Raw genomic sequence first — 23,933 nt, forward strand, 5'->3', positions numbered from 1 at the left:
CAGATAAAGATACTAATTCTTGCAGATATAAACAAGAAATAATCAAACTAATATATTGTCAATCAAATAAATGAAATGCTTTTAAGGATAGACTACTTATTTCCTGCTTTTCCCGAAACGTATTAAACGACTCCAACAGCAGAATGTCTTCCTGCTTAACAGGTGCGTTATTCGGGATATGACTCAAAATTTCATATTTGCACAGCATAACTTGTTTAGCCACCTCTCCAATATATTGCTCAATGCTTTCAGGTACGTACTTAAATAGCTCAACATGATCTCCATGATAGTGTGTATAGAAGATAGCATCCACTCCCTCTGTTAGGTTTCTGATGCTCTCTTTGTTTGCTTTATCATCCTGAGCAGGATTGTCACCTTCAGGAAGATTCTGTCCTAAGTCGATAATTACCTTACACTTATCAGTCGCTATCTCTGTAATACAGCCACCGATTTGATTGATACCTCTGTGAATGGTTATACGCAGCATATTAGTCTATTTTATCAAATTTATATCCCTCATAATATTGATACTCTGTAATATCCTTATATTTATCAGTTGATTTTCTTGTTCTTTTATTCTCTTTTGGCCACACAATTGCGCATGTAACATTGCCATTCCAAGTTCTGTCAGTCATTAGTTTTGCTAATTCCATAAAAAAGTCCTTATCAGACTCTATCACCTCTTTAAAGTCTATCGCTTGGTCTTTCACTTTGTTTACTCTTGATGATTTCAATTCGATTATCACAAGATTATCCTCTTTATCGATAGCTAAAATGTCATTTACTATTTTCCTACCAGCCTTTATCATTACCAATTCTGAAGTTATAAAAGTCAGATTATCACCAAAAGGCAATAAATGGTTGTTATTAATGGCATAAGATATAATCCATGCTTGCAATGATTTTTCAGGAGTAGTACGACCTAAACCTTTGGGTGAAAAGTTCAAAATATCGTTTTCCGAACATTCTTCTCCCAAATCAGACGTTCCTAACTCTGGAGTTTCCGGATTTAGAGATATTAGAGAATATGAATTTTTATTTCCTCTGAAATGTGCCTGTTTTTCAAGTAGCACATCCTTGTATAAATTGTTATACTTTTTCGCTAATTGGAAATACTTAAATTCATTCTTTTCCATGATTCCTTTTTATAATTAGCCTTATTTATATTCCGCAATATAGTTATTTGTGAAATATAAAAAGACAGCCGCAAAGGAATAACTCTTTGCGGCTGCTGATTTATCTAATAGATAGTTGTGTGTAGGATAAATTTGTGTTTATCGAACTACTACTTTTTGGTTAAATCCGCTTTCGAACACTACTATATAAATACCTTTTGCTAATGGAAGGTTTTGTGTTTCCTTCGCTGATAAGACAAGTTGTTTGTACAACTGTCCGGTAAGTGTATAGATGCGTGCTTTATCGGCTTGTGGAGTACAGATGTACAACTGTCCACCTGATGACCATACTTTCTGAGCGTTAGACAATTCTTCGATACCGGTAGGTATGTCGTTGCTTGTCCATGCTGCATAGAGTGTAATATTTTCGGTTACAATAGTAGAAGCTGTATACTGTGTACCTGAAGCGTTTGGTCCGGTAAACCAGCCGTTGAATGTATGGTCTGCACGTGTAGGTACAGGTAATGTTCCTGCAGCAGCACCTTCGGCAACTGTCATTGCAGAAGGAGATACCGAGCCACCGTCCGCATCAAAAGTCAGCGTGTATGTAATGGTTACCGGAGGCTGCGCGCTGGAAATAGTAGTGAAACTATTGCCATTGTTCGGAAGCATTTCATCATCAGCCATATTCTTGAAGCCGGATATCTGTATTGTATACGTTTCACTGTTTGCCAAAGCGCTATACGAAATCGTATAAGCATTGCCAGCCCATATTGCAGCAGCGGCATCTAATGTTACAGGTGTTGTACCATTATCAAGTGTAACGACTCCTGCTACAGTAGTATTCATCGCTTCGTTGAAGGTAATCACGATATTGCCACTGATGGCTACATCGGTAGCATTATTAGCCGGAGAAACAGAGAGTACCATAGGCAATGCTGCAGCACCCGGAATAAATTTAAAGTTTACAACATCTGGCAATGCATTGTATGACGCATCTCTGAAGCCTGTAAAATTAACTGTGTATTCCTGTGTAGGCACAAAATCGTTACACTCTATTGTATAGACGGTGTTATTTTCCGACCAGAATCCCGGATAGTAAAGAGTTAATCCGGCAGGAGTAATTGATATGGATGCAGGAATGTCTGTTCCATCCATTGACTCATTGAAGGTCAATACGATTTTGTCTTTGCCTACTTCCGGAGTAATAACACCAACAAGGCTAAACGACGGTGCGGTGATATCATCTCCACCTGCCGTGAACTTGTTATCCGGGTTGTTATTAGCATCCATGATATTTCCGGCTACATCTCTGAAATCGTGGATAGAAATAGCATACTCCGTACCGCTGGTAAGACCTTCATACCGGATGGTATAAGCAGTAGAATCGGCCGACCATGTACCTGCTAAAGGTAATGTTCCCACACCTTGATCTAGAGTTACCGCACCATAGATAGTGCTCATGGGCTCATTAAATGTAATTGTTATATTCCCGCTGGTAGCGCCGGAGATATAGATACTGTCAGCTGAGTTCGTGTATGTACGCGCTACTCCCGGTTTAATGGCATCTCCCATCGCAGAAGCGGCTGTAAGCGTAGTGAAGCTGTTTTCCTTATTGGTTGTCAATACATTGTTTGCTGCATCCCGGAAACCTTCGATGCGGATGGTGTAAGTCGTATTGTATGCAAGACCGCTATACGGAATCTGGCAGGTAGCTCCTGCAAGAGTAGGTGTGCCTGTAAGTTCGATATCATTCAGGAATACCTTGCCGACAATAGCTATATCTTTACTGAATGTAATTTCAATCGTACCATCAATGGCAAGGTCTAGTGTTGCATTAGCCGGAGTTACAGCCGTAACGATAGGTGCAATCACATCTGCAGCTTCCTGATAAGAAGCACTCAAAGGAGCAACATTATCATCATCTTCTACTACTACTGCCAAATAAGGGCGTGAGAGGTCGATACTTGTGTAAGTCGTTGTTCCCGTCAATGTAGCTTCTGGGGTAGCCGTATTTACATCAACAGGAGAAGTAGCCGATTGATATACTTTGTATGTCAATGCCGAAGCCACCGTTACGTCATCCGATGCTGGCGCCCAGCTCCATGTAACAGAAGCTGCAGCTGCGTCAAAAGCAGCGAGGATTACACCACCGGGAACAGGAGCTGCATTCCCTGCTGCATCTGCGAATGCACCGTTTACATCTATAGCGTTGGCAGGATTAGTAATGATGCGAGAAGTTGTTCCATCAATGTAGTTGGCATAGATGGTAGCACCTGACAATCCATAGTCAGCCGAAGCATCATAATTAAATGCTGGAGTACCAGCTGTTCCGTCTGCTTTTTTCCACAGATTGTTTGTTAAGTCTGCAAAATAAACATTGCCTGAAGCATCTTTAGCTACCAAGGTACCTGCATTGGCAACATTGTTGGTTCCGGTAACACTTGTGATTTCATCCACAAATGTTAATGTTGCTCCAAATGTAGAGTAGGCAGCTTTTGCCTTTACTGATCCCGAGTACCCACTAATATTATCATCAACGTTAGCAGCACCCTCGTTATCAAGCACCCGGCTATTTAAGAGAATGGCACCTTCGTTCCATCTTAGATAAACTCCACCTCCTTTACCGCCTGCTGTATTTTTTTTAATAATCGAATTAGCAATCGTTAAGTTTTTCCCAGTGCCATTAGCGAAAATAGCACCACCGTTTGCTTCTGTTGTATTCTCTTCGAATATGCAATTGACAATAATATCCCTTTTGGCAATGTTACTTGTAGCATTCGCCGTATAAATAGCGCCACCTCCATAGTTGATGCTAGAACCAGTCGTTTTATTGCCTGTAAAGAGGGCATTTTGGACAGTCATAGTACTTGTGCTGCTATTATAAATAGCACCGCCTTGTCCGCTGGTATTATCACTTTTATGGTATGCTTTGTTTTTAGCAAAGGTTCCACCGTCAACCGTTATAGATGTTCCTGCGTTCATAATAGCACCGCCTAATCCAGGAGTAGTACCACCCGCTAAAGAACCTACTTCATTACCGATAAAGTCGGTATTCGTAAGAACCAATATGGAGTTGGCAACATCTATTGCGCCACCATGCTGACCGGCAGCCTTATTGTTCTCAAACAAGCTATTTGTAATCGTGATTTCGCAATCTGTCATACTTGATGTACTTTCAATAGCTCCACCATTGGTTCCGGCTGTATTACCTTTAAACACAGTTCCTGTTATGTTCATCGGTTTTGTACTATTATAGTTGTATATCGCACCACCACTTTCATCGGCCGAGTTACCTTCGAACTTGCCGCCATTGACGGTCAGCACAACATTCTGTCCTTTGAAGTAAACTGCTCCGCCATCTCCTGTGGAGGGAGCCGAATTCTCTATAAAATCTACATTGGTAAGATTTACATTGCCATCAAAATTCTGTGTCCCTACATTTACATAAATCGCACCGCCGCCGAAAGGAGAAGGGTTGGTAAGCGTATTCTTATAAAACCTGGTATCTGATACGTTCAGCGTAGCGCTATAAGTTGCGATGGCGCCTCCTTCGTTTTCGGCTTTGTTATTCTGGAAAACGCATCCGTCGTTTATTGTAAGTACAGTAACAGTAGCATCGGCACTTGCATTACCATCGTTGTATATAGCACCGCCACCGCCAACTAGATTTGTTGTTTCACTAATGTTTCCATTAAAAAAAGAATGGCTGATGGTAAGGACTCCGTTATCGTTGTGAATAGCTACAGCCTTCGTGTTAGCTGAAAAATCGGAGTCTTTGATAACATTCTGCGTATTTTTGCTACTATTATATAATACAGAGGCGAACAGGGTTCCTGTTCCGGTAAGACTATGCGCCTCGAACTTAGTAGCTGCTATATCTATCAAACCTGCATTCCATATAGCTCCACCAAAATTGGTAGATTTGTTGTCAATAAAGGTTGTAACGTTACCCGCAGCTTCTTTTATATAAAGTGCACCACCATTTTCGTTATAAATAGCACCGCCACCTTTGCTTTTGTCATCGCCTCCGGTAAATTTATTAATTGTAAAAAATCCATCATAAATCGTCAACATACCACCATTATAAATGGCGCCGCCGCCGGTAGACGTAGCTTCATTCTCTGAGAAGACTACTCCTTTAAGCTTAAGCTCTGTTTTGTTATAAATGGCACCACCATTTTCGGCCTTCCCTTGAGCAAGAGTGATATTTTCGATGGTTACATTGATAGGATAGCCGTCTGAACCGATAATATCAGGTATATTAAATATACCGCCTTCACTCGGAACGGGCGTAACACCGGAACCACCAATGATTACATCATCCGCTAAAGCACTGCTGTTATAAATCCAGATATGGTTTCCAATCGAAATATTGCCACTGGTTAGCGTGATAGTACCAGCGGTACCGTCAAACACAGATGGATCGAAAGTTATCACAACAGGCCGATCCACCTTTACATCAGGGTTTGTAACCAAAAGATTGGCTGAATCAACAGCTGCACGCAAGGAACCAGGCCCAGCGTCACTTGTGGTTGATACTGTGAACAAATAGGTGTTCTTATCCGCAGCAGAGGCGGGTATAGCACTAAGGCTAATCAATAAAAACAGAAAAGCTCCCCAAAAGAGTTTTTTCTTAAATAACGTTGTAAAATTCATTTCCATACTTCCTTTTTAATTAGTAATTAGTAGTAAAATCTGTTAGAATAGGTTTTTAAAACAAGGGACGAAATTATCGTAGGAGCTCCTAAAAAAGGCGACAATTCGTCTTTTTTACCCGACAATTCGTCCAAAATGAGGAATTTATGGAATAAGGTCTGGATTTAACAGAAGTAGGAATATTTTAATTTCGGCTCATCTTACGATAGTTGCGAGGAGACATACCATATTCCTTCTGAAACTGGCGTTGGAAAGTACGGGCAGTACCGAAACCGGCCATTTCGGCTATTTCTTCCATCGACAGGTCGGAATTTTCTAATAAAGCTATAGCATCTTTTAGTCGCAAACTATTAATGTAAATAGGAAAAGTAGTACCAAAACAATATTGGAAAGCGTCGATAAACATCGTTTTATTGACCCCCAGGCGAGTAATCAAATCATCACGCACAAGATCGGAATTACGATATAAATGCTCTTTGAGGATCAGGGTGCGAATCTCGTTGCATAGTTTATCCCGTCTGCTTTCCGGACAAAGGATGTCACCATCAGCATCAGGCAAAGGTTTGTTCAGGATTTCCTGCTCCTGTGCTTTCCACTGCTCTTGCATTTCCTTGATTTGCTTTACCATAGCGCGATTCTTTATCCGTATCTTCCGCCAGTTGAGTGTTATAAGGATAATGATTGCGAGGAGCAATACCAGTCCAATAGCAGCAGCTATTAATTCTGTTTCACGTTGTTGAAGAGCCGATTGCGTTTTCTGGATGAGCATTTCCTTTTGATTGGTTTCATAGATGACAGCCATTTCTAAGGCATCACTCTCTTTTTGCAAGATACGCATGCTGTCTGTAACAGCAATTTGTTTTTGCGCATAGTCTAATGCCGTCCGGTAATCATTCAGTCCGGTATAAACAGAGGATAATAGCGAATAGGCTGTTTCTCGGGCTTCTCCACTATTTTCATTTCTTTCTTGCAAGTAAATTTCATGTTCTTTCAGTGTTGCCAGCGCTTCATCGTATTTTTTTGTACGGATAAGATAATCAACAATAAGTCTTGTAAAATAGAGGTGGTTGCCCGTTTCATGATACAGCTTTTCGTCCGCAATATTCAAGGAACGGAATTTCTGGTACCATTGTTCCGCCTCGTTTTCTCTTCCCATGATATGCAAAACTGTTGTCATTCTCGGGATATATTCGCCTTGTAGTACCTGAACCGCACTTCTGTGGTTAGGTGAATCTAACCGGATAAGCTCCGTCACAGTCGAATCTACTACCAGGAGATAGTGACAGGCTTGCTCATATTGCTCCATTTCCATCAGCCATTCCGCTGCCCTGGTCCATAGGGACGACTTGGTAACCAAGGCATAAGGAGCATCTCCACTGATCATCTGAATGCCTTTATTAAGGTACTCTTCTGCCTTATCCTTATCACCCAGTTTGAAATGCGTCTCGGCTAAATGAGAAAGTGCCCGTCCAATGTAAGGCTGGTGTCGAGGGTCTGTTTCATCGGCCAGTTCCAGTATATATTCGGAATAGCGCACCACATTTTCGTAGTCCTCCAGGTTATTATAATTACTCAATAAGGCTGAACCGATAAATATCTGTGTCCAATTGGCTTGGGGTGCGGTTTCCAAAGCCCGTTTATAATAATGAAGGCTTATTCTGTACTTCCCCTGGTCACTATAAATCCGGCCTTGTAAATAGTCTATCTCATATGAGGTGCACAATTTTCGTTCCTTCATTATATTCAACAGTTTCTGAGCCTTATCTGAAGTATCTCTAATTGCAGCTCGTACGGTGGTAGGAGTAATTAAACTATCAGGAAGGCTTTGGTAATCTATCTCTACTGTTTCTTTTTGTTCTTGTGCAACAGCACAATAGGAGACAATAAGTAGCAGAGATACATATATATATCTACGAAGAAGAGTTTGCATTTCTATCATTTTTGGCAAATTTTGGCAAATGTACAAAACTTCATAAAAGTTTAACAATTTTTTCTTAGCTTTGTGTGGAATCATCTATCTGTGAAATAAAAGCTCAATATATAACCTTATAATCATACATATGGAAACACGCAGACAATTCCTGAAAACGTCGGCAACTGTCCTTGCTGCCGGGGTAACATCATCTACTTGGGGAAATACGCTCTTGAATTTTCAAGGGAATGGGGCTAATGATAAGATTCGTGTAGGTCTTATCGGGTGCCGGAATATGGGGTGGGCTAATCTTTCTGATTTCTTGCTTCATAAAGATGTGGAGTGCATCGCTTTATGTGATATTGATCGTAATATACTGAATGAAAAGGCGGCTGAGTTGGAAAAAACAACTCAACGCAAGCCTCAACTGTTCTCAGACTACCGGAGAATGCTTGAGATAAAAGAGCTGGATGTTGTGATTATCGGAACTCCGGATCATTGGCATTGTTTGCAATTTACAGATGCTTGCTCGGCCGGGAAGGATGTGTATGTGGAAAAACCGATTGCCAATTATATTGCCGAATGTGACGCGATGGTCAATGCTGCCCGCAGGTATGGACGTGTCGCCATTGTGGGACAGCAGCAACGGAGTGGTAATCACTGGAAAGCGATGGTAGACTACCTCAAAAGCGGCAAGCTGGGAACCATCGCTTCTGCCGATATATGGGCAAACTTTAATTATGGGGCTTTGAGCCTTCCCGTTCCAAACACTGCTGTTCCGGAAGGAGTAGATTATGATATGTGGCAGGGGCCGGCACAGGAAAGGCCTTTCAACAAACAACATTTTCATGGTTCCTGGCGGATGTTCTGGGCATACGGAGGGGGATTAATGACAGACTGGGGTGTACATTTACTGGATATGGTGCTCTGGGGGATGGATATCAAACGAATGCCTCAACGTATCGTAGGACTGGGGGGCAAATTCGCTTATCCCGAAAATTGTCCGGAAACGTTCGATACCCAAAAAGTAGTGTATGAATTTGATTCTTTCCTGATGAGTTGGAGTCATGTCGGAGGTACGGAAACAGGCCCTTACAACCGGAATTATGGTATTGCATTTAAAGGAACCAACGGTACGCTGGTAGCCAATCGCGATAATTGGGAAATTATACCCGAATGGGATAACGCCAAGAAACTCAACAAAGCTGAGGTAATCAAGGTTGAGGCCGATTTCCAGGATCATAAAGACCACGTCAGCAACTTCCTTGAATGTATGAAAAACCGGCATTTCGAGACGGCCTGTACCATTGAGAATGGTAGTCTTTGTGCCAAATACGCACACCTGGGGAATATTGCGGCTCGCACTGGTTCGGCTTTGGTTTATGACGATTTCAACCAATGTTTTATCAATAATGCAGAAGCCGATAAATACCTGCGGCCTTCTTATCGCTCACCATGGAAATTTCCTAACACCTAATAAAGAAACGATATGAACAGACGACATTTTATCAGCACAACGGCCTATTTATCCGGTCTTTGCCTTTTGCCTAAATTCTTATCGGCTTGCAGTATGCAGGCAAAACTACCCTCTTTTGGGATTATTACAGGGAATACAGCAGGCAAATGGCTGGAAGCTGATCCCCAAAAGGCCTTGGAAACAATCGCTTCCCTTGGTTATAAAGAACTGGAGTTTGGGGGCACAATGGGTATGCCTTTAGACAAATTAAAAGCCCTCTTAAAAGACTTGAAGCTTCAGGCGCTGATCGGGCCTACCAGCATGGGGGCAATGAACAATCCGGAGCAATTAGCCAAAGACATCAATGCCTGCCACGAAAGGGGACAGAAATTCATTGTTTGCTACTGGCCCTGGACAGACGACGGACAAAACAAACAAGCGGATGACTGGAAAATAGTAGCCGACAACCTGAACCGTGGAGGAGAAATCTGCCGGAAAGAAGGACTTACGCTTCTCTACCATAATCACGATATGGAGTTTTTGCCGCTGCCTGACGGTCAGATACCCTTTGACGTATTGATGCCCCAGCTCAATCCGGACGATGTATCTATCGAACTCGATCTTTACTGGATTGCAAAAGGAAACCAATCTGCCGTAGAGTACATTCAGAAATACCCCGGACGCTACCCCGTTTTCCACATAAAGGATATGGACAAAACGGCTGAAAGGAGTTTTGAATACGTGGGCGAAGGCTGTATAGATTTCCCGTCTATTTTCCGTCTCAACAAAGTAGCCGGAGTTAAGCACTTTATCGTCGAACACGACAATCCAGCCGATCCGGAGCTATGCGTACGGACAGCCGCTAACTACCTGTCAAAAATAACTTACTAGCAAAAAATAACAGGACGTATCTTATTATTCTTCACATACGTCCTGTTTTATAAACGATCATTTATCCTTCATCATACCTTTTTAAGTTTTAAATTGAAACCACAATTGCTAATTTCAGCCTGTTTTTTTGTTTTTTTGAGGTAATATCGGCTTGTTTATCGCTTTTACAAAGTAATATATTTCAAATTATCACACTATTAAATTACTGAATACTAACTATTAATTAGAGTTTTGTCGTATATTTTAGGAATATTTGCGAAAATTATTAATGAAATATTTCTTTAATTGAATATAATAACTATATTTACACCGTTATGAACTTATAACTCAACTAAATCATTTAGCGATGAAGCCAAAATTGAAAGTAAGGGATCTGACCCTTCGTGACGGACAACAATCTTCGTTTGCCACCCGAATGACACAACAACAGATTGATCGTGTTTTACCATTCTATAAAGACGCAGGTTTTTATGCAATGGAAGTATGGGGTGGCGCCGTGCCCGACTCAGTAATGAGGTATCTGAATGAGAATCCGTGGAACAGACTGGAAAAAATTAAAGCTGCCGTAGGGGATGCTTCCAAGCTGACAGCTTTATCGCGTGGACGTAATCTTTTTGGTTATAATCCGTATCCTGATAGTGTGATCGACGGATTCTGCCGGGAAGCGATAGACTCCGGGCTTGGAATCATGCGTATTTTTGATGCTCTTAACGACATTAATAACATCAAGTCTACGATCAAATCAGTCAAAAAATACGGAGGAATCGCTGATTGTGCCGTTTGCTACACCATCGACCCCCATTTCTCTACAGCAGAACGCTTGAAAGCTCAGCTGAAAGGGAAGAAACTACCGCATAAGATCTTCACCAATGAGTATTTCCTCAACAAGGCAAAGCAGATGGAGGAACTGGGCGCTGATATGATCACCATCAAAGACATGAGCGGATTGATACCCCCCAGCCGGGTAGCTGCCCTGATCAAACTTTTCAAGAAACACTTATCCATTCCGATTGATTTTCATACACATTGTACGCCGGGTTACGGATTGGCATCTGTCCTTTCCTCTATCGTAAACGGGGTTGATATAGTAGATACCAACATTTGGTATTTCGCTGGTGGGCCAGCAGCTCCGGCTATAGAACTGATCTATGTTTTCTGCCAGAAAATGGGTATTGATCTCGACCTGGATATGGAAGCCATCGAGAAGATAAACGGCGAATTGATCTATATACGGAAAGAGTTGGAAGCCTACGATGTAGTGAAGCAATTCCCGAATAAGTTTTCCCCACTGAGAGACCAACTGCCGAAGCATATCGAGCAACAGTTTGATGCTGCCATAAAAGCCGCCCGGGAAGACCATGAAGAGGCCTTGATAAAAGCCTGTCATGCGATTGAAGACTATTTTGGATTCCCCAAACCCGATGAATTGGTAAAGAAAGCCGAAATACCCGGTGGCATGTACACCAATATGGTAGCCCAGTTGAAACAGTTGAAAAGCGAGTTCATTCTGGAACGTGCGATGGAACTGATCCCTCGCGTACGCCTGGATGCCGGTTTGCCTCCGCTGGTTACACCTACCAGCCAGATTGTAGGTGTACAGGCTGTAAACTGCGCACTGGACGAAAAGAACGGAAAACCCAAATACAGTAACGTTTCCAACCAGTTCAGAAACCTCGTAAAAGGCGAATATGGCGAAACACCCGTACCTATCGATCCTGAGTTCAGACTGAAGATAGCAGGCATGCGCGAAGAAACGCCTTACGATACCTCCTCCTACGAAATGCAGCCCAATCCGGTACTGGAAGACTGCGGAGGCGTAAAACTGGCTGAAAACGAAAAAGAACAGCTTTTATTGGAGCTATTCCCCATCGTAGCGAAAGACTATCTGACAAAGTATAAAAAAGAAGCGTATCAAAAGGCTCATGCCGACACAGAAGAAAAGGGGCAAAATGCAGCTTCTGATACCAAACAAACAGATAAAATAACAGGCCATGTGATCTGTTCACCCATGCCCGGACGCATTTATCAGTTCCTGGTAAAACCGGGAGATATGCTGAAAGAAGGAGAGAATGTATTGGTGCTTGAAGCCATGAAAATGGAAAACAACATCACCACTCCATACTCCGGTAAAGTAAAACAGGTATTAGTCAATCTCGGTGATTTCGTGACAGAAGAAACGCCTATGCTCGAAATCGAATAGCAAGCAAGAGGAGAGGCTGTCCGGCCGGATAGCCTCTCTTTATTTTCTATAATTTGGGAGCGGGATTGGATATGGCTACACGATAGCTCTGAAGGGTAACCGTCAGTATAGTAAGGATGGCTATTGCCGCCAAGGCAATAAAGAATACCCACAGGTAAAGAGGAGTTTTGTAGGCAAAGCTTTGCAACCACTGATTGACACCATAATAGGCAATAGGAGCCGAAATGATAAAGCCTACCACTACCACCCGTAAAAAAGATGAATTAAACATCCAGAGTATCTGCCGGATAGTTGCTCCAAACACCTTGCGTATGGCAATCTCCTTTTCGCGTCCCTGGGATTCAAATATAACCAAGCCGAATACGCCTACCAACGACAGAATAACAGCCAGCAAACAGAGTAAAGCTACCAATAAGCCTTGCTGATGGCTTTTGTTGTAAAGCTCGTCTAATGCCTTGTCGAAGAAATGAACGTCGGCAGGATAGCCCGGATTTAGCTCGTTGATCACTTCCCGAATGTGGTTTATCGTTTCCGGAATATTCCCTCCGGCTATTTTTACATACGAATAGTTCTCCGGCAACACGCGGCGATATTGGTTCTTGGCAGATACCCAGAAGCCGAGAGGGCGTACTTCCTTATACAAAGACTCGTAATGAACATCCTTGAATATACCGATAATTTGCACCGGTATGTTATTATCCTCAATGCTTGTTCCTATCAGGTCGGAGATGTCTCCTATCTCATCGGATGTAAAGCGGGAAGCGATCTCCCGTGCGGCAGTTTCATTGATAATACAAACAGCCCGTGTATTATCCGGCGCTTCATCCAAGGCACGGAAATTACGCCCTGCAAGCATCTTGAAATCCATCATCTGAGGAAAATTAGGAGATACTCCCAGCCAACTCATATAGTAATGCTGCCCTTTGTAGTTGTACCCAATATTGGAACGGGATTCGTCGGAAACAAACTTAAATTCATTAAAGGCTACCTCTTTAATGTCGGGATACTCCAGCAAACGTGTTTTATACAAGTCGCTTTTAGCCAAGGCTGTTCCCATGCTCAGCTTTATTTCCAGGACGTTTTCCTTTTCAAATCCCAGATTGACATTGTCTATGTATTTGTTCTGCAGGAAGACAAACAGCGAACCTATTATCAGGGTAATGGAGATAACAAACTGAACGCCTATCAATAGTTTACGGGTATTCTTAGCTCTTCCGCTTAATGAAAAAGATCCGTTCAGAGCCATCACAGGAGGGAAAGAAGTAATATAGAAAGCAGGATAAAGGCCGGCTAGCAGACCGGCTCCTGCGATCAATGCAAAGGTCCAGGCAATGATCATCCAGTTTGCATACAGATTCACAGGATGCCCAAGCATGTCCGTTACCCATTGTGTGTCTTTTAGCAAGACAAGAAACATAAAGGCAACAAGAAAGGCAAGAAAAGAAATACCTATAGACTCTGAAACCAGGTATTTACGAAGAACCGTCTGCGAGCATCCCAGCACCTTTTGAGTGGTGATAGACTTCATGCGTACCGGAGCCAATGCGACGGAAAGGTTGATATAATTGACTAATGCTATTACAATGATCAATATGGCAATGAAAAGCAACATATTGGTTCGCAGTTTATTGCCTGTAGGAGCGGCATCTGCCCGGACTTGCTTGCCGAAATACAGATATGACAAAGCCCTAACCCTGATATCATCAATGCCGAAGTTCCTAAGGAAATCCGCATTTTCGCTCGCATATTCTTCAACAGATGCCGGAGCTGTTTTCGGAGACGACATCAACAGGTAACAATAGTAAGGTCCTGTGTTCCAATCCTCCATCATTTCTTTCTCCTGGATTGGGGTGTACAAGGCGTTCTTCACACGCGTATTTTCCGGGAAGTCGCGATAGACTCCGCCCACTGTATAATGAGGCCCGAACTCAAGTCCATACATCGCAAAGCTATCCACTCCCTTAAACTCAGAAATATAGATGGACTTCCCTATCGGATCCTCTTCGCCGAACAGCTTTTTGGCCGTATTTTCCGAAATCAACATACCATTCGGTTGCCTGAGGCAATCGGTACTACCGGCAAGTATCTCAAAGCCAAACACCTCGGTATAGCCCGGAGTAATCCGGTCTAATGCCTCAATATAGCTTACGGCATCCGGCCCGGAACTCGTTGAAACGCCAAAGCGGAACGACGTATACGATAAATTATTCGTAATACCGGCAGCTTCTATATAGGGCGAAGCAGCAATGAAACGCTCCAACTGCGGACGCGAGAAATTAGACTCCCATATCCCGTCGTCGCGTAAATTTTCAAGCTGAAAAACCCTATCCTTATCTGCAATCGAAGCATCAAAGCCATATTCATAATTCACATGAATGCTAATCAGCATAAACAGGAAAAAAGAAAGACTCAGCCCGACAAGGTTAGTAACCGATGCCAACTTAAAACGCCTGAGTATATGAAACAAGTTTCTAAATGTGCTACCCATAATTATACCTCATAATATAAAAACATTTCAAAATCCATGCCACAAACATATCCACCTGTTAATAAATAACATACAATTATTTCAAATGTAAATTCTGTCCAAAAACTTAACACCTCTGTCTAAATATTTGACAATTTGACAATTTGTTAATTCAGCCCCTTGTAGCAGACGATATTTCGGAGCAAGCTATGGAAAGCGCGTAAAAAACGGCTGGAATTGATACTTCAGGTTTATCAAAAAGTCCTCCAAATCCTCTATTAGCAGGGCTTTTTGATAGTTCAAATAGAATCGCCTTTTAGGCTGCATTTTTAGTTAACAAATCCTTCGTATTATATTTTTCGGACAGTACTTTTCGGATTGGCAAGAATGTGTAAGAAAATAACCAAGGCCATTCTATAAATGATCTAAATGACTTGACAAAATCACTTGGATAATTTAGTAAAATGACCTTGATGAATCGGAAGAAAACGCTCGATTTAACCAAATAATAGTTAAATCCGATTTGATTTCTATTAATATTTGTTTCTTTTCTTATTTTTCCAACACTTCCTGACAAAATAGAAGTTAGCTAAAAATACCATTTTCCGAAATTATGCATCGATATAAGGTATTTTAACATCAAAAAGATCAGCTACCATGTTTCATTACTTCGTTTATGGCTTCCGAGGGGAGGTGCTTGCCTACTTCTTTGTCGAAAGAGATCTTGAAAGCGTAGGCGTATTCGCAGGGTTTGTATGGGGGGAAACGGAGTTTTAAGCCTTCGTTTGTTTGTTCCCAGCTGATTTTTTCGTCTGAGCCTAACAAGGTAACGTTTAGTATTTTTGCATCTGCAATAGCTTCTTTATTTAGTGATTTGATGAGGGTTCCGGCATCGTCCCAGTTAAGGACAATGGCGTAAAAATCGTTACCTTTTGTTGTAAAGCGGATGTCTTGTGCCGTATAGGCGGTTGCCTCATTGTCGGTAAAGGAGCCCTTGGTGGGTTCGGCATTGCCTTCGCCGAACTTCTTCCAGCAACGGGTTCCATAGATAGCTTCTCCATTCACTTTCAGCCATTCTCCGATGGATAGTAATACCTCTTTTTGTCCTTTGGTGATTGTTCCGTCGGCACGGGGACCGATATTCAATAGCAGATTTCCGTTTTTGCTGACGATGTCAATCAGGTCGTGTACAATCTGTTCGGGGGTTTTGTTTTCTTCTCCTTCAACGTATGACCAGGACTTCTTTCCTACAGAAGTATCTGTTTGCCAAGGGAATTGCATCATCTGTCCAGACTTGCCACGTTCTACGTCCCATACATGCACATTGGTAGGATAGCCTTGCTTGGTGTTCACTACTACGTGCTGCCCCCAGTCCAGGGCATTGTTGTAATAGTAAGCCATAAACTTGTTGAAGTAGGGCATCAGAACAGGGTTGTTTACCGTCCAGTCAAACCAGATCAGTTTGGGTTCGTATTTGTTTATCAACTCATAGGTATGTGTAAGCCATTCCCTGGCCAGTTCTTCGGTGTAGGATTCGTCGGCATACCTTCTGCCATACAAGGAGATATTCATGTCTTGCACATCGGAAGGGAAGTTCATTCCCCCGTTATAAAACCAGGCATTCTCTGCCCGGTGGGTAGACAGTCCGAATACAAGTCCCTGCGCTTCTATCTCTTTCTTCAGCAAGCCAAGGATGTCTTTCTGAGGGCCTTTTGCAACAGCATTCCATTCATTCAATTCGCTATCATACATTGAGAAGCCGTCGTGATGCTCTGCCACAGGAACAACATACTTCGCTCCTGCTTCCTTAAACAGGGCAGCCCATTCGGCGGCATCAAACTTTTCGGCCTTGAACATCGGGACAAAGTCCTTATAGCCAAACTCATCATGAGGCCCCCATTTCTCTATATGATGCTTATATGCCCGGCTGTCTTGCTGGTACATATTCCGTGGATACCACTCGCTGTCAAAGGCTGGTACAGCGTACACTCCCCAATGGATAAAAATACCGAATTTAGCATCTGTAAACCAGGTAGGAAACTGATAGTTTTCAGCAATATTCTCCCAAGTGGGCTGAAAAACAGCTGTTCCTTTGGGTGAAGCAACAGAATCGATATCATAAACCGTCTTACCCGCCTGCTGGCACGAGGCACACAATAGTATCAGAAGTAGATAAACAGATTTTTTAATCATACTATATTATTTTAAAGTACATAGAATCAAAGAGGGTGTGCCCAACTGTGAGCACACCCCAAAAGTATAGAATGATTCCTGTCTTTTTATTATTCCTTATCGACCTTAAATAGTACTATATCGATAACTTTACGATTTCTTTTCTACAATAGCTTGCATTACGTTAATGATATAGTCGCCCATTTTCTCGCATTCGGAGATAAGGTCTATGTAATACACGCCGTCCTGATAGTCGTATTTTTTGTTGTTTACATCTTCCAAGTTGTTAAGTTTCAACTGGTTGCGATAATTGTTGATTTCGTTTTCCAGGTTGTACGAGGGATTGATATCATCGGGTACAATCTCTATTTTGTGAAGAACGTTATTCATCTGTGCAAGAGCCTTGTCTACCAGTGAAAGCATATAGTCGAAATTGTGGTTCAGCTCATCCGTGAAGACCGATTTGCCTTCGTTGCGCCTCTTGATGCCACGTGCCAGGTTATGGCATGAATCCGCTACGCTTTCTATCTCAGTTACGGCACGAAGCATTACCCGTATTTCTTCCTTACTTTCAGAACTCAGGCGTCCTTCCGATACCAATGTCAGGTAGTTGGCTATCTCTATCTCCATCCTGTCGCAGATATTCTCATACTTTACGATGCGGTTGAATATATTCAGGAACTCCTCCTCATTTTTTTCATAGAACAACTGTCGTACCATTCCGAGCATGCGATACGTCCTATCACCGTATACCGCTATTTCCTTCTTAGCTTGCATCATCGAAAGCTCGGAAGTAGAAAGCATGGAAGATGTGATGTAGGTAAGCTGAAACTCTTCTTCTTCGCCTTCCTTACGAGGTTTGATCAATGCCGAGCAAATATATACATAGAACTTCACAAACCAGATCATAATACATACATTACAGATATTGAACAACGTATGGAAAAGTGATAATCCATAAGAAACAGAGACCTGCAAGGATGTTAATTGGCTCTGATATTCAAGCAGTTTAGGATCGGTAAGCTCTTGACCGGAAGTGATCTGCGCGATTGTATTGGAGTCCAACGTAGCCAGAAAATTCGTTATTTCATTAGGATTACCCGGACCGTAGTTGGTTACTATCCATGAAACCAAACTGGTAAAAGGATAGAACAGGAGCAATACCCAAAATACCCCGAATACGTTAAACATCAAATGCGCCAGTGCGGCACGCTTTGCAGAAACATTGGCTGAAAAAGCCGCCAGATTAGCTGTAATCGTCGTACCAATATTTTCGCCCAGAATCATAGCAGCTGCCATTTCAAAAGGAATCCAGCCCTTTGTACACATAATCAGCGTAATGGCTACCGTAGCACTGGAGGATTGCACAATAACGGTAAGAATACTACCCAAAGCCAGAAATATAAACAAAGAAGGATAACCTAAATTGGTATAATTCTGAAGAAAAGCAAGCGCTTCGGGGTTTTTCTGAAGGTCGGGCACATTCTCTTTCAGGAAAGAGAGCCCCAAAAATAAAAGAGCAAATCCTATTATAAACTCACCCCATGATTTCCGCTTGCTCTTTTGTGAAAATACCAACGGAAGAGCCAATCCGACAAGCGGAAGAGCAAACAAACTGATATCTACTTTAAAGCCAAACAGTGAAATAATCCAGGCTGTTACGGTAGTACCCACATTGGCTCCCATAATCACACTGATGGATTGGGTTAAGGTAAGCAAACCAGCGTTTACAAAACTAACTACCATTACAGTAGTAGCACTTGAAGACTGAATTAAGGCGGTTATTAATACACCGGTCAATACTCCCGTAAACCGGTTTGTAGTCATGGCGGACAGGATACTCCGCATTTTATCTCCTGCGACCTTCTGCAATCCTTCGCTCATTATCTTCATTCCATACAGGAACATACCTAAAGAACCAACGAGAGTAAGAAAGTCAAAAAATGAGTATTCCATTTAAAAAAAGTTGTAAGGATGGTCTATCCAATTAATATTCTTATTTTTATCCGGCAAAACTACAAATAATAAGTGAAAAACTATGTCTGCAACTATTACAATTTATTGCAAAAACAATAGCCAATACAAAGAAATTCCGGTAGGATCATCATTATTGGAAATTTATCAGTCGTTCGGGTCGCCATTGGATTACCCCCCAATGAATGCCTTGGTTAATAATAAGGTAGAAGGCTTGAATTATCGCTGCTGGCAGCCTAAGGATATGGAGTTTATGGACTATACCAACCAGTCCGGCATGCGTACATACGTGCGTTCGCTCTGTCACATTTTCTCCAAAGCGGTAAATGATATACTCCCTACCGCCACGTTAAACCTGGAACACCCCATCTCCAAAGGATATTATTGTGTGATCCATAACGGGAAGTCAATCGATGAAGAAACCATCGGCAAGATCAAAAGACGGATGCAAACTATCATCGATGAAGATATCCCCTTCCACCATAAAAGCGTACGTACCTCAGACGCGGCTATCTTATTCCGCGAACGAGGGATGGAAGACAAAGCCCGTCTGATAGAAACAGCCGGTATGGCCTATACCTCTTATTACGAGCTGGACGGTTATATCAACTTCTTCTATGGCTGCCTTACACCTTCATCCGGTTATATTCATTTGTTTGATATCGTGCCGTATTTTGACGGCGTATTGCTGCGTGTGCCTCAGCGGAACAATCCGGCAGAGCTGGAACCGGTTATCAAGCAGGATCAAATGTTCGGAGCTTATAAGGAGCACCTTACCCTTCAGCGGACATTAAACCTCAGCAATGTAGGCGACCTCAACAAAGCCGTAGCCGATGGCTTTACATCCGAAATCGTAATGGTATCGGAAGCTATGCAGGAAAAACAAATCGCTAAAATAGCGGAGCAGATAGCCAATCGTTACGACGAGGGGGTACGGATTGTCCTGATCTCGGGCCCTTCCTCATCCGGAAAAACAACATTCTCCAAACGCTTAGAGATACAGTTGATTACACATTTGTTCCATCCGGTTAGTATCTCGCTGGACGACTATTTCCTGAACCGTGTGGATACCCCTCGCGACGAAAAGGGAGATTACGATTTTGAATCGCTCTATGCCTTAGACTTGCCCTACTTTAACAGCGATATGCAAAAGCTATTGAGTGGCGAAGAGATAGATTTGCCAACCTATAGTTTTACTACCGGGACACGCATCTACAAAGGCAAGAAACTCAAACTAAAAAAGAATTCTCTGCTGATTATAGAAGGCATCCACGCCTTGAATCCTGAACTGACAGCTCATATCGAAAGCAAATATAAATATCGTGTATATGTTTCAGCTCTGACGTCTATTTCACTGGACAACCATAACTGGATACCTACTACTGACAACCGCTTGCTGCGCCGTATCATTCGTGATTACCGTTTCCGAGGCTATTCTGCCAAGGATACTATCTCCCGCTGGGCCAGTGTGCGCAAGGGCGAAGACAAGTGGATATTCCCCTATCAGGAAGAGGCCGACGCTATGTTCAACAGTGCCATGCTATACGAATTGGCAGCCTTGCGGCGGTATGCCGAACCGATTCTTTCTGAAGTAAAGGAATATGACAAAGAAAACGCAGAGGCCTATCGTTTGATGCGTTTCCTGAAATACTTTACCCCTATCACAGATCAGGCATTACCCGGTACTTCGCTGCTTCGTGAATTCCTGGGTGGCGGTAGTTTCCACTACTAAGCAAACATATGCGACAAGCCTTCATTAAACTGCATATCTCTATCCTATTAGCCGGTTTTACCGGTATTTTCGGAAAGATAATCACGTTAAATGAAGGCTTGTTGGTTTGGTACCGTATGCTGATAACCGCGATTATCATGTTATTGGTACTATTCACACCCCCCAACCCCCTGAAGGGGGGGCTTGAGAAACGCCCTTCTTTCCCCCCCTTTAGGGGGTCGGGGGGTGAATCGGGAGGTGGAATGAGCTTTCGCATGTTCGGTGTAGGTGCTTTGTTGGCACTTCATTGGGTTTTCTTCTTCGGCAGTATCAAAGCCTCCAATGTGTCTATCGGTGTTATCTGTTTTGCTCTTACCGGTTTCTTTACAGCCTTGCTGGAGCCGCTGATGAACAAGCGCCGCATCTCCCTCAAGGAAGTAGCCTTCAGTCTGATCACCTTATTGGGCATTCTGCTGATCTTCCATTTCGATGCCCGCTACCGCACGGGGATTTTGCTAGGGATTGTATCTGCCTTGCTGGCTGCTCTGTTTACGATAACCAACAAGCAACTGGGTAAGGAATACCCTTCTTCCGTGATGTTGTTGTACGAAATGATTGGGGGTTTTCTGTTGCTTAGCTTTCTGATGCCTTTTTACCTTTATTTTTTTCCAACCGAAAGTATCATTCCCACAGGGAAAGACTTTCTCTATCTGCTGGTATTTTCTGTCTTCTGTACAGCCCTTCTTTATCTTCTGCAGATTGATGTGTTGAAGACTATCTCGGCTTTTACCGTCAACCTCAGCTACAACCTCGAACCCGTCTACAGCATCATTATAGCCATGCTTTTTCTGGGAGAAGCAAAAGAACTCAACCTCTATTTCTATATCGGCTTAGGACTCATTATCCTCTCCGTCTTATTACAAAGCTGGAATGTCTGGCGCACATCACAGCCTATCGCCAGTATCTAACTAAAGATTTCTTTCTACTTTTGTATTAAAATAAACTTCTAAGCAAAATATGGTAAAAATAACCGTAAAAGACACAGATATAACTGTTATTCAACAAAAAGACATGGATTATGTTTCTATCACTGATATAGCCAAGTTCAAAACAGATGAACCAAATGTAGTGATTGCCAACTGGATGCGAAACAGAAACACCATAGAATATTTGGGAGTTTGGGAATGTCTTTATAACCCGGATTTTAAACCCCTCGAATTCGAGGGGTTTAAAAAAGAAGCCGGATTAAATGCTTTTACCCTTTCGCCTCAAAAATGGATTGAGAAAACAAATGCCATCGGTCTTATTTCAAAATCAGGTCGTTATGGTGGAACATATGCTCACAAAGACATTGCTTTCAAATTTGCAAGCTGGATTTCAATAGAATTTGAATTATATATTGTAAAAGAATTCCAACGCCTCAAAGAAGAAGAGCAGAAGTCGTTGGGGTGGTCGGCAAAGCGCGAGTTGGCAAAAATAAACTATCGCATTCATACCGATGCAATCAGACAAAACCTTATCCCTAATGAACTTACGCCACAGCAGACTTCAATTATTTATGCCAGTGAAGCCGATGTACTGAATGTCGCACTATTCAGCATTACAGCTAAAGAGTGGAGAGATATTAATCCCGATCTCAAAGGCAATATTCGCGACTATGCAACAATAAATGAACTGATCTGCTTGTCAAATATGGAAAACCTTAACGCCGTTTTCATTAATGAGGGTCTTCCACAACGGGAAAGGTTAATAAGACTGAACCAAATCGCTATACAGCAAATGAAAGTATTACAAGAAGTGGAAGAAAGAAAAATATTAAAGTAAATTCTATGTTGGCAATTATCTCACCGGCTAAGACGATGGCCGGAACGTCTAAAATAAAAGCACCTGAGGGTACTACGCCTCGCTTTCTGAAAGAAGCGAAGGAAATAGCCTTGAATATGACACAGTTTTCTGCCGAAGAATTGAGCAGTATGTTAAAAATCAATGCCAAACTAGCAGCCGAGAACTATCTGCGCTTCCAGCATTTCCACTCCGAAACAACTCCTGCATTACAGGCTATACTGGCATATACAGGTGTTGTATTCAAGAATATCAATCCCAAAGATTTTTCGCAGGAAGACTTCCTTTTTACACAGGATATGCTCCGCATTGCATCCTTTGGCTACGGCTTGCTCCGCCCCTTAGACAAGATTAAGCCCTACCGCATGGAAGGCGACATAAAGATACCCGAACTGGGCGACAGCAACATGTACACCTACTGGCGCGACAAGCAAACGGAAACCTTTATAAACGATATCAAACAAGCGGGCAACATCCTGATAAACCTTGCCAGTATGGACATACAGCCTGCCTTCCGGTGGAAAAAAATAGAAGAAAAAACACGCGTAATCACCCCCGACTTCAAAGTATTAAAAGGAGATAAAGCCAAAACAATCGTAATCTACGCCAAGATGGCTCGTGGACAAATGGTACGTTACATCATCAAAAACAAAATTACTCAGCCCGAAGACCTCAAAAACTTCACCTGGGAAGGCTTCAGCTACAACGAAGAAATGTCTACCAAGGACAACTGGGTATTCCTACAAAGCTGACTTATTGTATTATCCCTCATCAACGAACCTATACGAACGAGTGAAATACATTTACTTATATATCAAATGATTATATAAACCAAAAAACGCATGTGTATTTTGTCTAAATCACACCCATGCGTTTTCAAAATTGCACCCATGCGATCGGCAAAACGCACCTATGCAATTTTTCCTTCATATAGCTTATTGTATAAACAGACCCTCAAATACTATAAAAGAAAGGGGCAATCATAGCGAAAAAGCAATATAATAGCTTGATACCTGTTCCCAGAATGAAACCACCGAAAGCGCCCAGAGCAACCTTCAAAGCATTACCGGGACCTTGCTTGGCAAAGAAGAGCTCGCCCAGGAAAGCACCCAGCAACATACCGGTAAGCATGCCAATAGGTGTAAAGAAGATTCCGGCAATCATGCCTATAATGGATCCGGTAGTGGCATACTTTGAGCCTCCCGTACTTTTAGTTATAATAGGAGGCAACAAATAATCAGCTACCGAAATAATAGCCATAATAACTCCTGTCCACACCAAAAAAGACGTAGAAAATTCCGCATACTTAGTCCAATGGATCAACCACAGCCCCAAATAAGAAAAAGGCGGCCCCGCAAGACCCGGCAAAATAGACCCGGCAATCCCCACCAGCAAACAAATAATCCCCAGAATAATCAATAAAATATCCATACGCTAGTCATCTATTTATTTACAGCCGCCTAAGTTAAGAAAAGATTAGAAACGCCTATTATACAAGGTTCATTAAAATTCCGTATCTTTGCATGTTTTTATT

15 protein-coding genes are annotated in these 23,933 nt (G+C 42.3%); 7 read left to right on the plus strand and 8 right to left on the minus strand.

Annotated features, from left to right (window positions below; all coding sequences use genetic code 11):
* Positions 1–58: 58 nt before the first annotated feature.
* The 4 genes from M2470_RS14335 to M2470_RS14350 form a co-directional block, all read right to left on the minus strand.
* On the minus strand, positions 59–487 hold the full coding sequence (locus M2470_RS14335; protein WP_280745692.1) for an MBL fold metallo-hydrolase: 429 nt from the start codon (positions 485–487) through the stop codon (positions 59–61).
* 1 nt (position 488) lies between these two features.
* A complete protein-coding gene (locus M2470_RS14340; protein ID WP_280745693.1) occupies positions 489–1,136 on the minus strand; it encodes a hypothetical protein in 648 nt (215 codons plus the stop codon).
* A 138-nt stretch (positions 1,137–1,274) separates the two neighbouring features.
* Positions 1,275–5,774 (minus strand): Ig-like domain-containing protein, encoded by a 4,500-nt coding sequence (locus tag M2470_RS14345; protein WP_280745694.1) that lies wholly within the window; start codon positions 5,772–5,774, stop codon positions 1,275–1,277.
* 184 nt (positions 5,775–5,958) lie between these two features.
* Positions 5,959–7,713: a helix-turn-helix domain-containing protein gene (locus M2470_RS14350; protein ID WP_280745695.1), complete on the minus strand. Its 1,755-nt coding sequence runs from the start codon at positions 7,711–7,713 to the stop codon at positions 5,959–5,961.
* Positions 7,714–7,834: 121 nt separating this feature from the next.
* Between M2470_RS14350 and M2470_RS14355 the strand changes: the two genes are divergently transcribed.
* The 3 genes from M2470_RS14355 (at position 7,835) to M2470_RS14365 (ending at position 12,233) form a co-directional block, all read left to right on the plus strand.
* Entirely contained in the window at positions 7,835–9,163 is a 1,329-nt protein-coding gene (locus M2470_RS14355) for a Gfo/Idh/MocA family oxidoreductase (RefSeq protein WP_280745696.1), read from the plus strand.
* Between the two features lie 12 nt (positions 9,164–9,175).
* Positions 9,176–10,033, plus strand: a complete 858-nt coding sequence (locus tag M2470_RS14360; RefSeq protein ID WP_280745697.1) for a sugar phosphate isomerase/epimerase — start codon at positions 9,176–9,178, stop codon at positions 10,031–10,033.
* 346 nt (positions 10,034–10,379) lie between these two features.
* On the plus strand, positions 10,380–12,233 hold the full coding sequence (locus M2470_RS14365; RefSeq protein ID WP_280745698.1) for a biotin/lipoyl-containing protein: 1,854 nt from the start codon (positions 10,380–10,382) through the stop codon (positions 12,231–12,233).
* A gap of 46 nt (positions 12,234–12,279) precedes the next feature.
* Here M2470_RS14365 and M2470_RS14370 read toward each other — a convergent pair whose 3' ends face one another.
* The 3 genes from M2470_RS14370 to M2470_RS14380 form a co-directional block, all read right to left on the minus strand.
* Complete coding sequence (locus M2470_RS14370; protein ID WP_280745699.1) at positions 12,280–14,721, minus strand: ABC transporter permease; 2,442 nt, start codon at positions 14,719–14,721, stop codon at positions 12,280–12,282.
* Between the two features lie 627 nt (positions 14,722–15,348).
* Positions 15,349–16,893 (minus strand): alpha-L-fucosidase, encoded by a 1,545-nt coding sequence (locus tag M2470_RS14375; RefSeq protein ID WP_280745700.1) that lies wholly within the window; start codon positions 16,891–16,893, stop codon positions 15,349–15,351.
* A gap of 129 nt (positions 16,894–17,022) precedes the next feature.
* Entirely contained in the window at positions 17,023–18,828 is a 1,806-nt protein-coding gene (locus tag M2470_RS14380) for a Na/Pi cotransporter family protein (RefSeq protein WP_280745701.1), read from the minus strand.
* An 82-nt stretch (positions 18,829–18,910) separates the two neighbouring features.
* Between M2470_RS14380 and M2470_RS14385 the strand changes: the two genes are divergently transcribed.
* The 4 genes from M2470_RS14385 to yaaA are packed head-to-tail and all read left to right on the plus strand — an operon-like array spanning position 18,911 to position 23,151.
* On the plus strand, positions 18,911–20,578 hold the full coding sequence (locus M2470_RS14385; RefSeq protein ID WP_280745702.1) for a nucleoside kinase: 1,668 nt from the start codon (positions 18,911–18,913) through the stop codon (positions 20,576–20,578).
* Positions 20,579–20,586: 8 nt separating this feature from the next.
* A complete protein-coding gene (locus M2470_RS14390) occupies positions 20,587–21,525 on the plus strand; it encodes a DMT family transporter (RefSeq protein WP_280745703.1) in 939 nt (312 codons plus the stop codon).
* A 49-nt stretch (positions 21,526–21,574) separates the two neighbouring features.
* Positions 21,575–22,381, plus strand: a complete 807-nt coding sequence (locus tag M2470_RS14395) for a KilA-N domain-containing protein (RefSeq protein WP_280745704.1) — start codon at positions 21,575–21,577, stop codon at positions 22,379–22,381.
* Positions 22,382–22,386: 5 nt separating this feature from the next.
* Positions 22,387–23,151, plus strand: a complete 765-nt coding sequence (gene yaaA / locus M2470_RS14400; protein WP_280745705.1) for a peroxide stress protein YaaA — start codon at positions 22,387–22,389, stop codon at positions 23,149–23,151.
* A 202-nt stretch (positions 23,152–23,353) separates the two neighbouring features.
* Here yaaA and M2470_RS14405 read toward each other — a convergent pair whose 3' ends face one another.
* On the minus strand, positions 23,354–23,830 hold the full coding sequence (locus M2470_RS14405; protein ID WP_280745706.1) for a DUF456 domain-containing protein: 477 nt from the start codon (positions 23,828–23,830) through the stop codon (positions 23,354–23,356).
* Positions 23,831–23,933: the final 103 nt, after the last annotated feature.

This window comes from Parabacteroides sp. PH5-46, assembly GCF_029892785.1.
Lineage (GTDB): Bacteria > Bacteroidota > Bacteroidia > Bacteroidales > Tannerellaceae > DFXE01.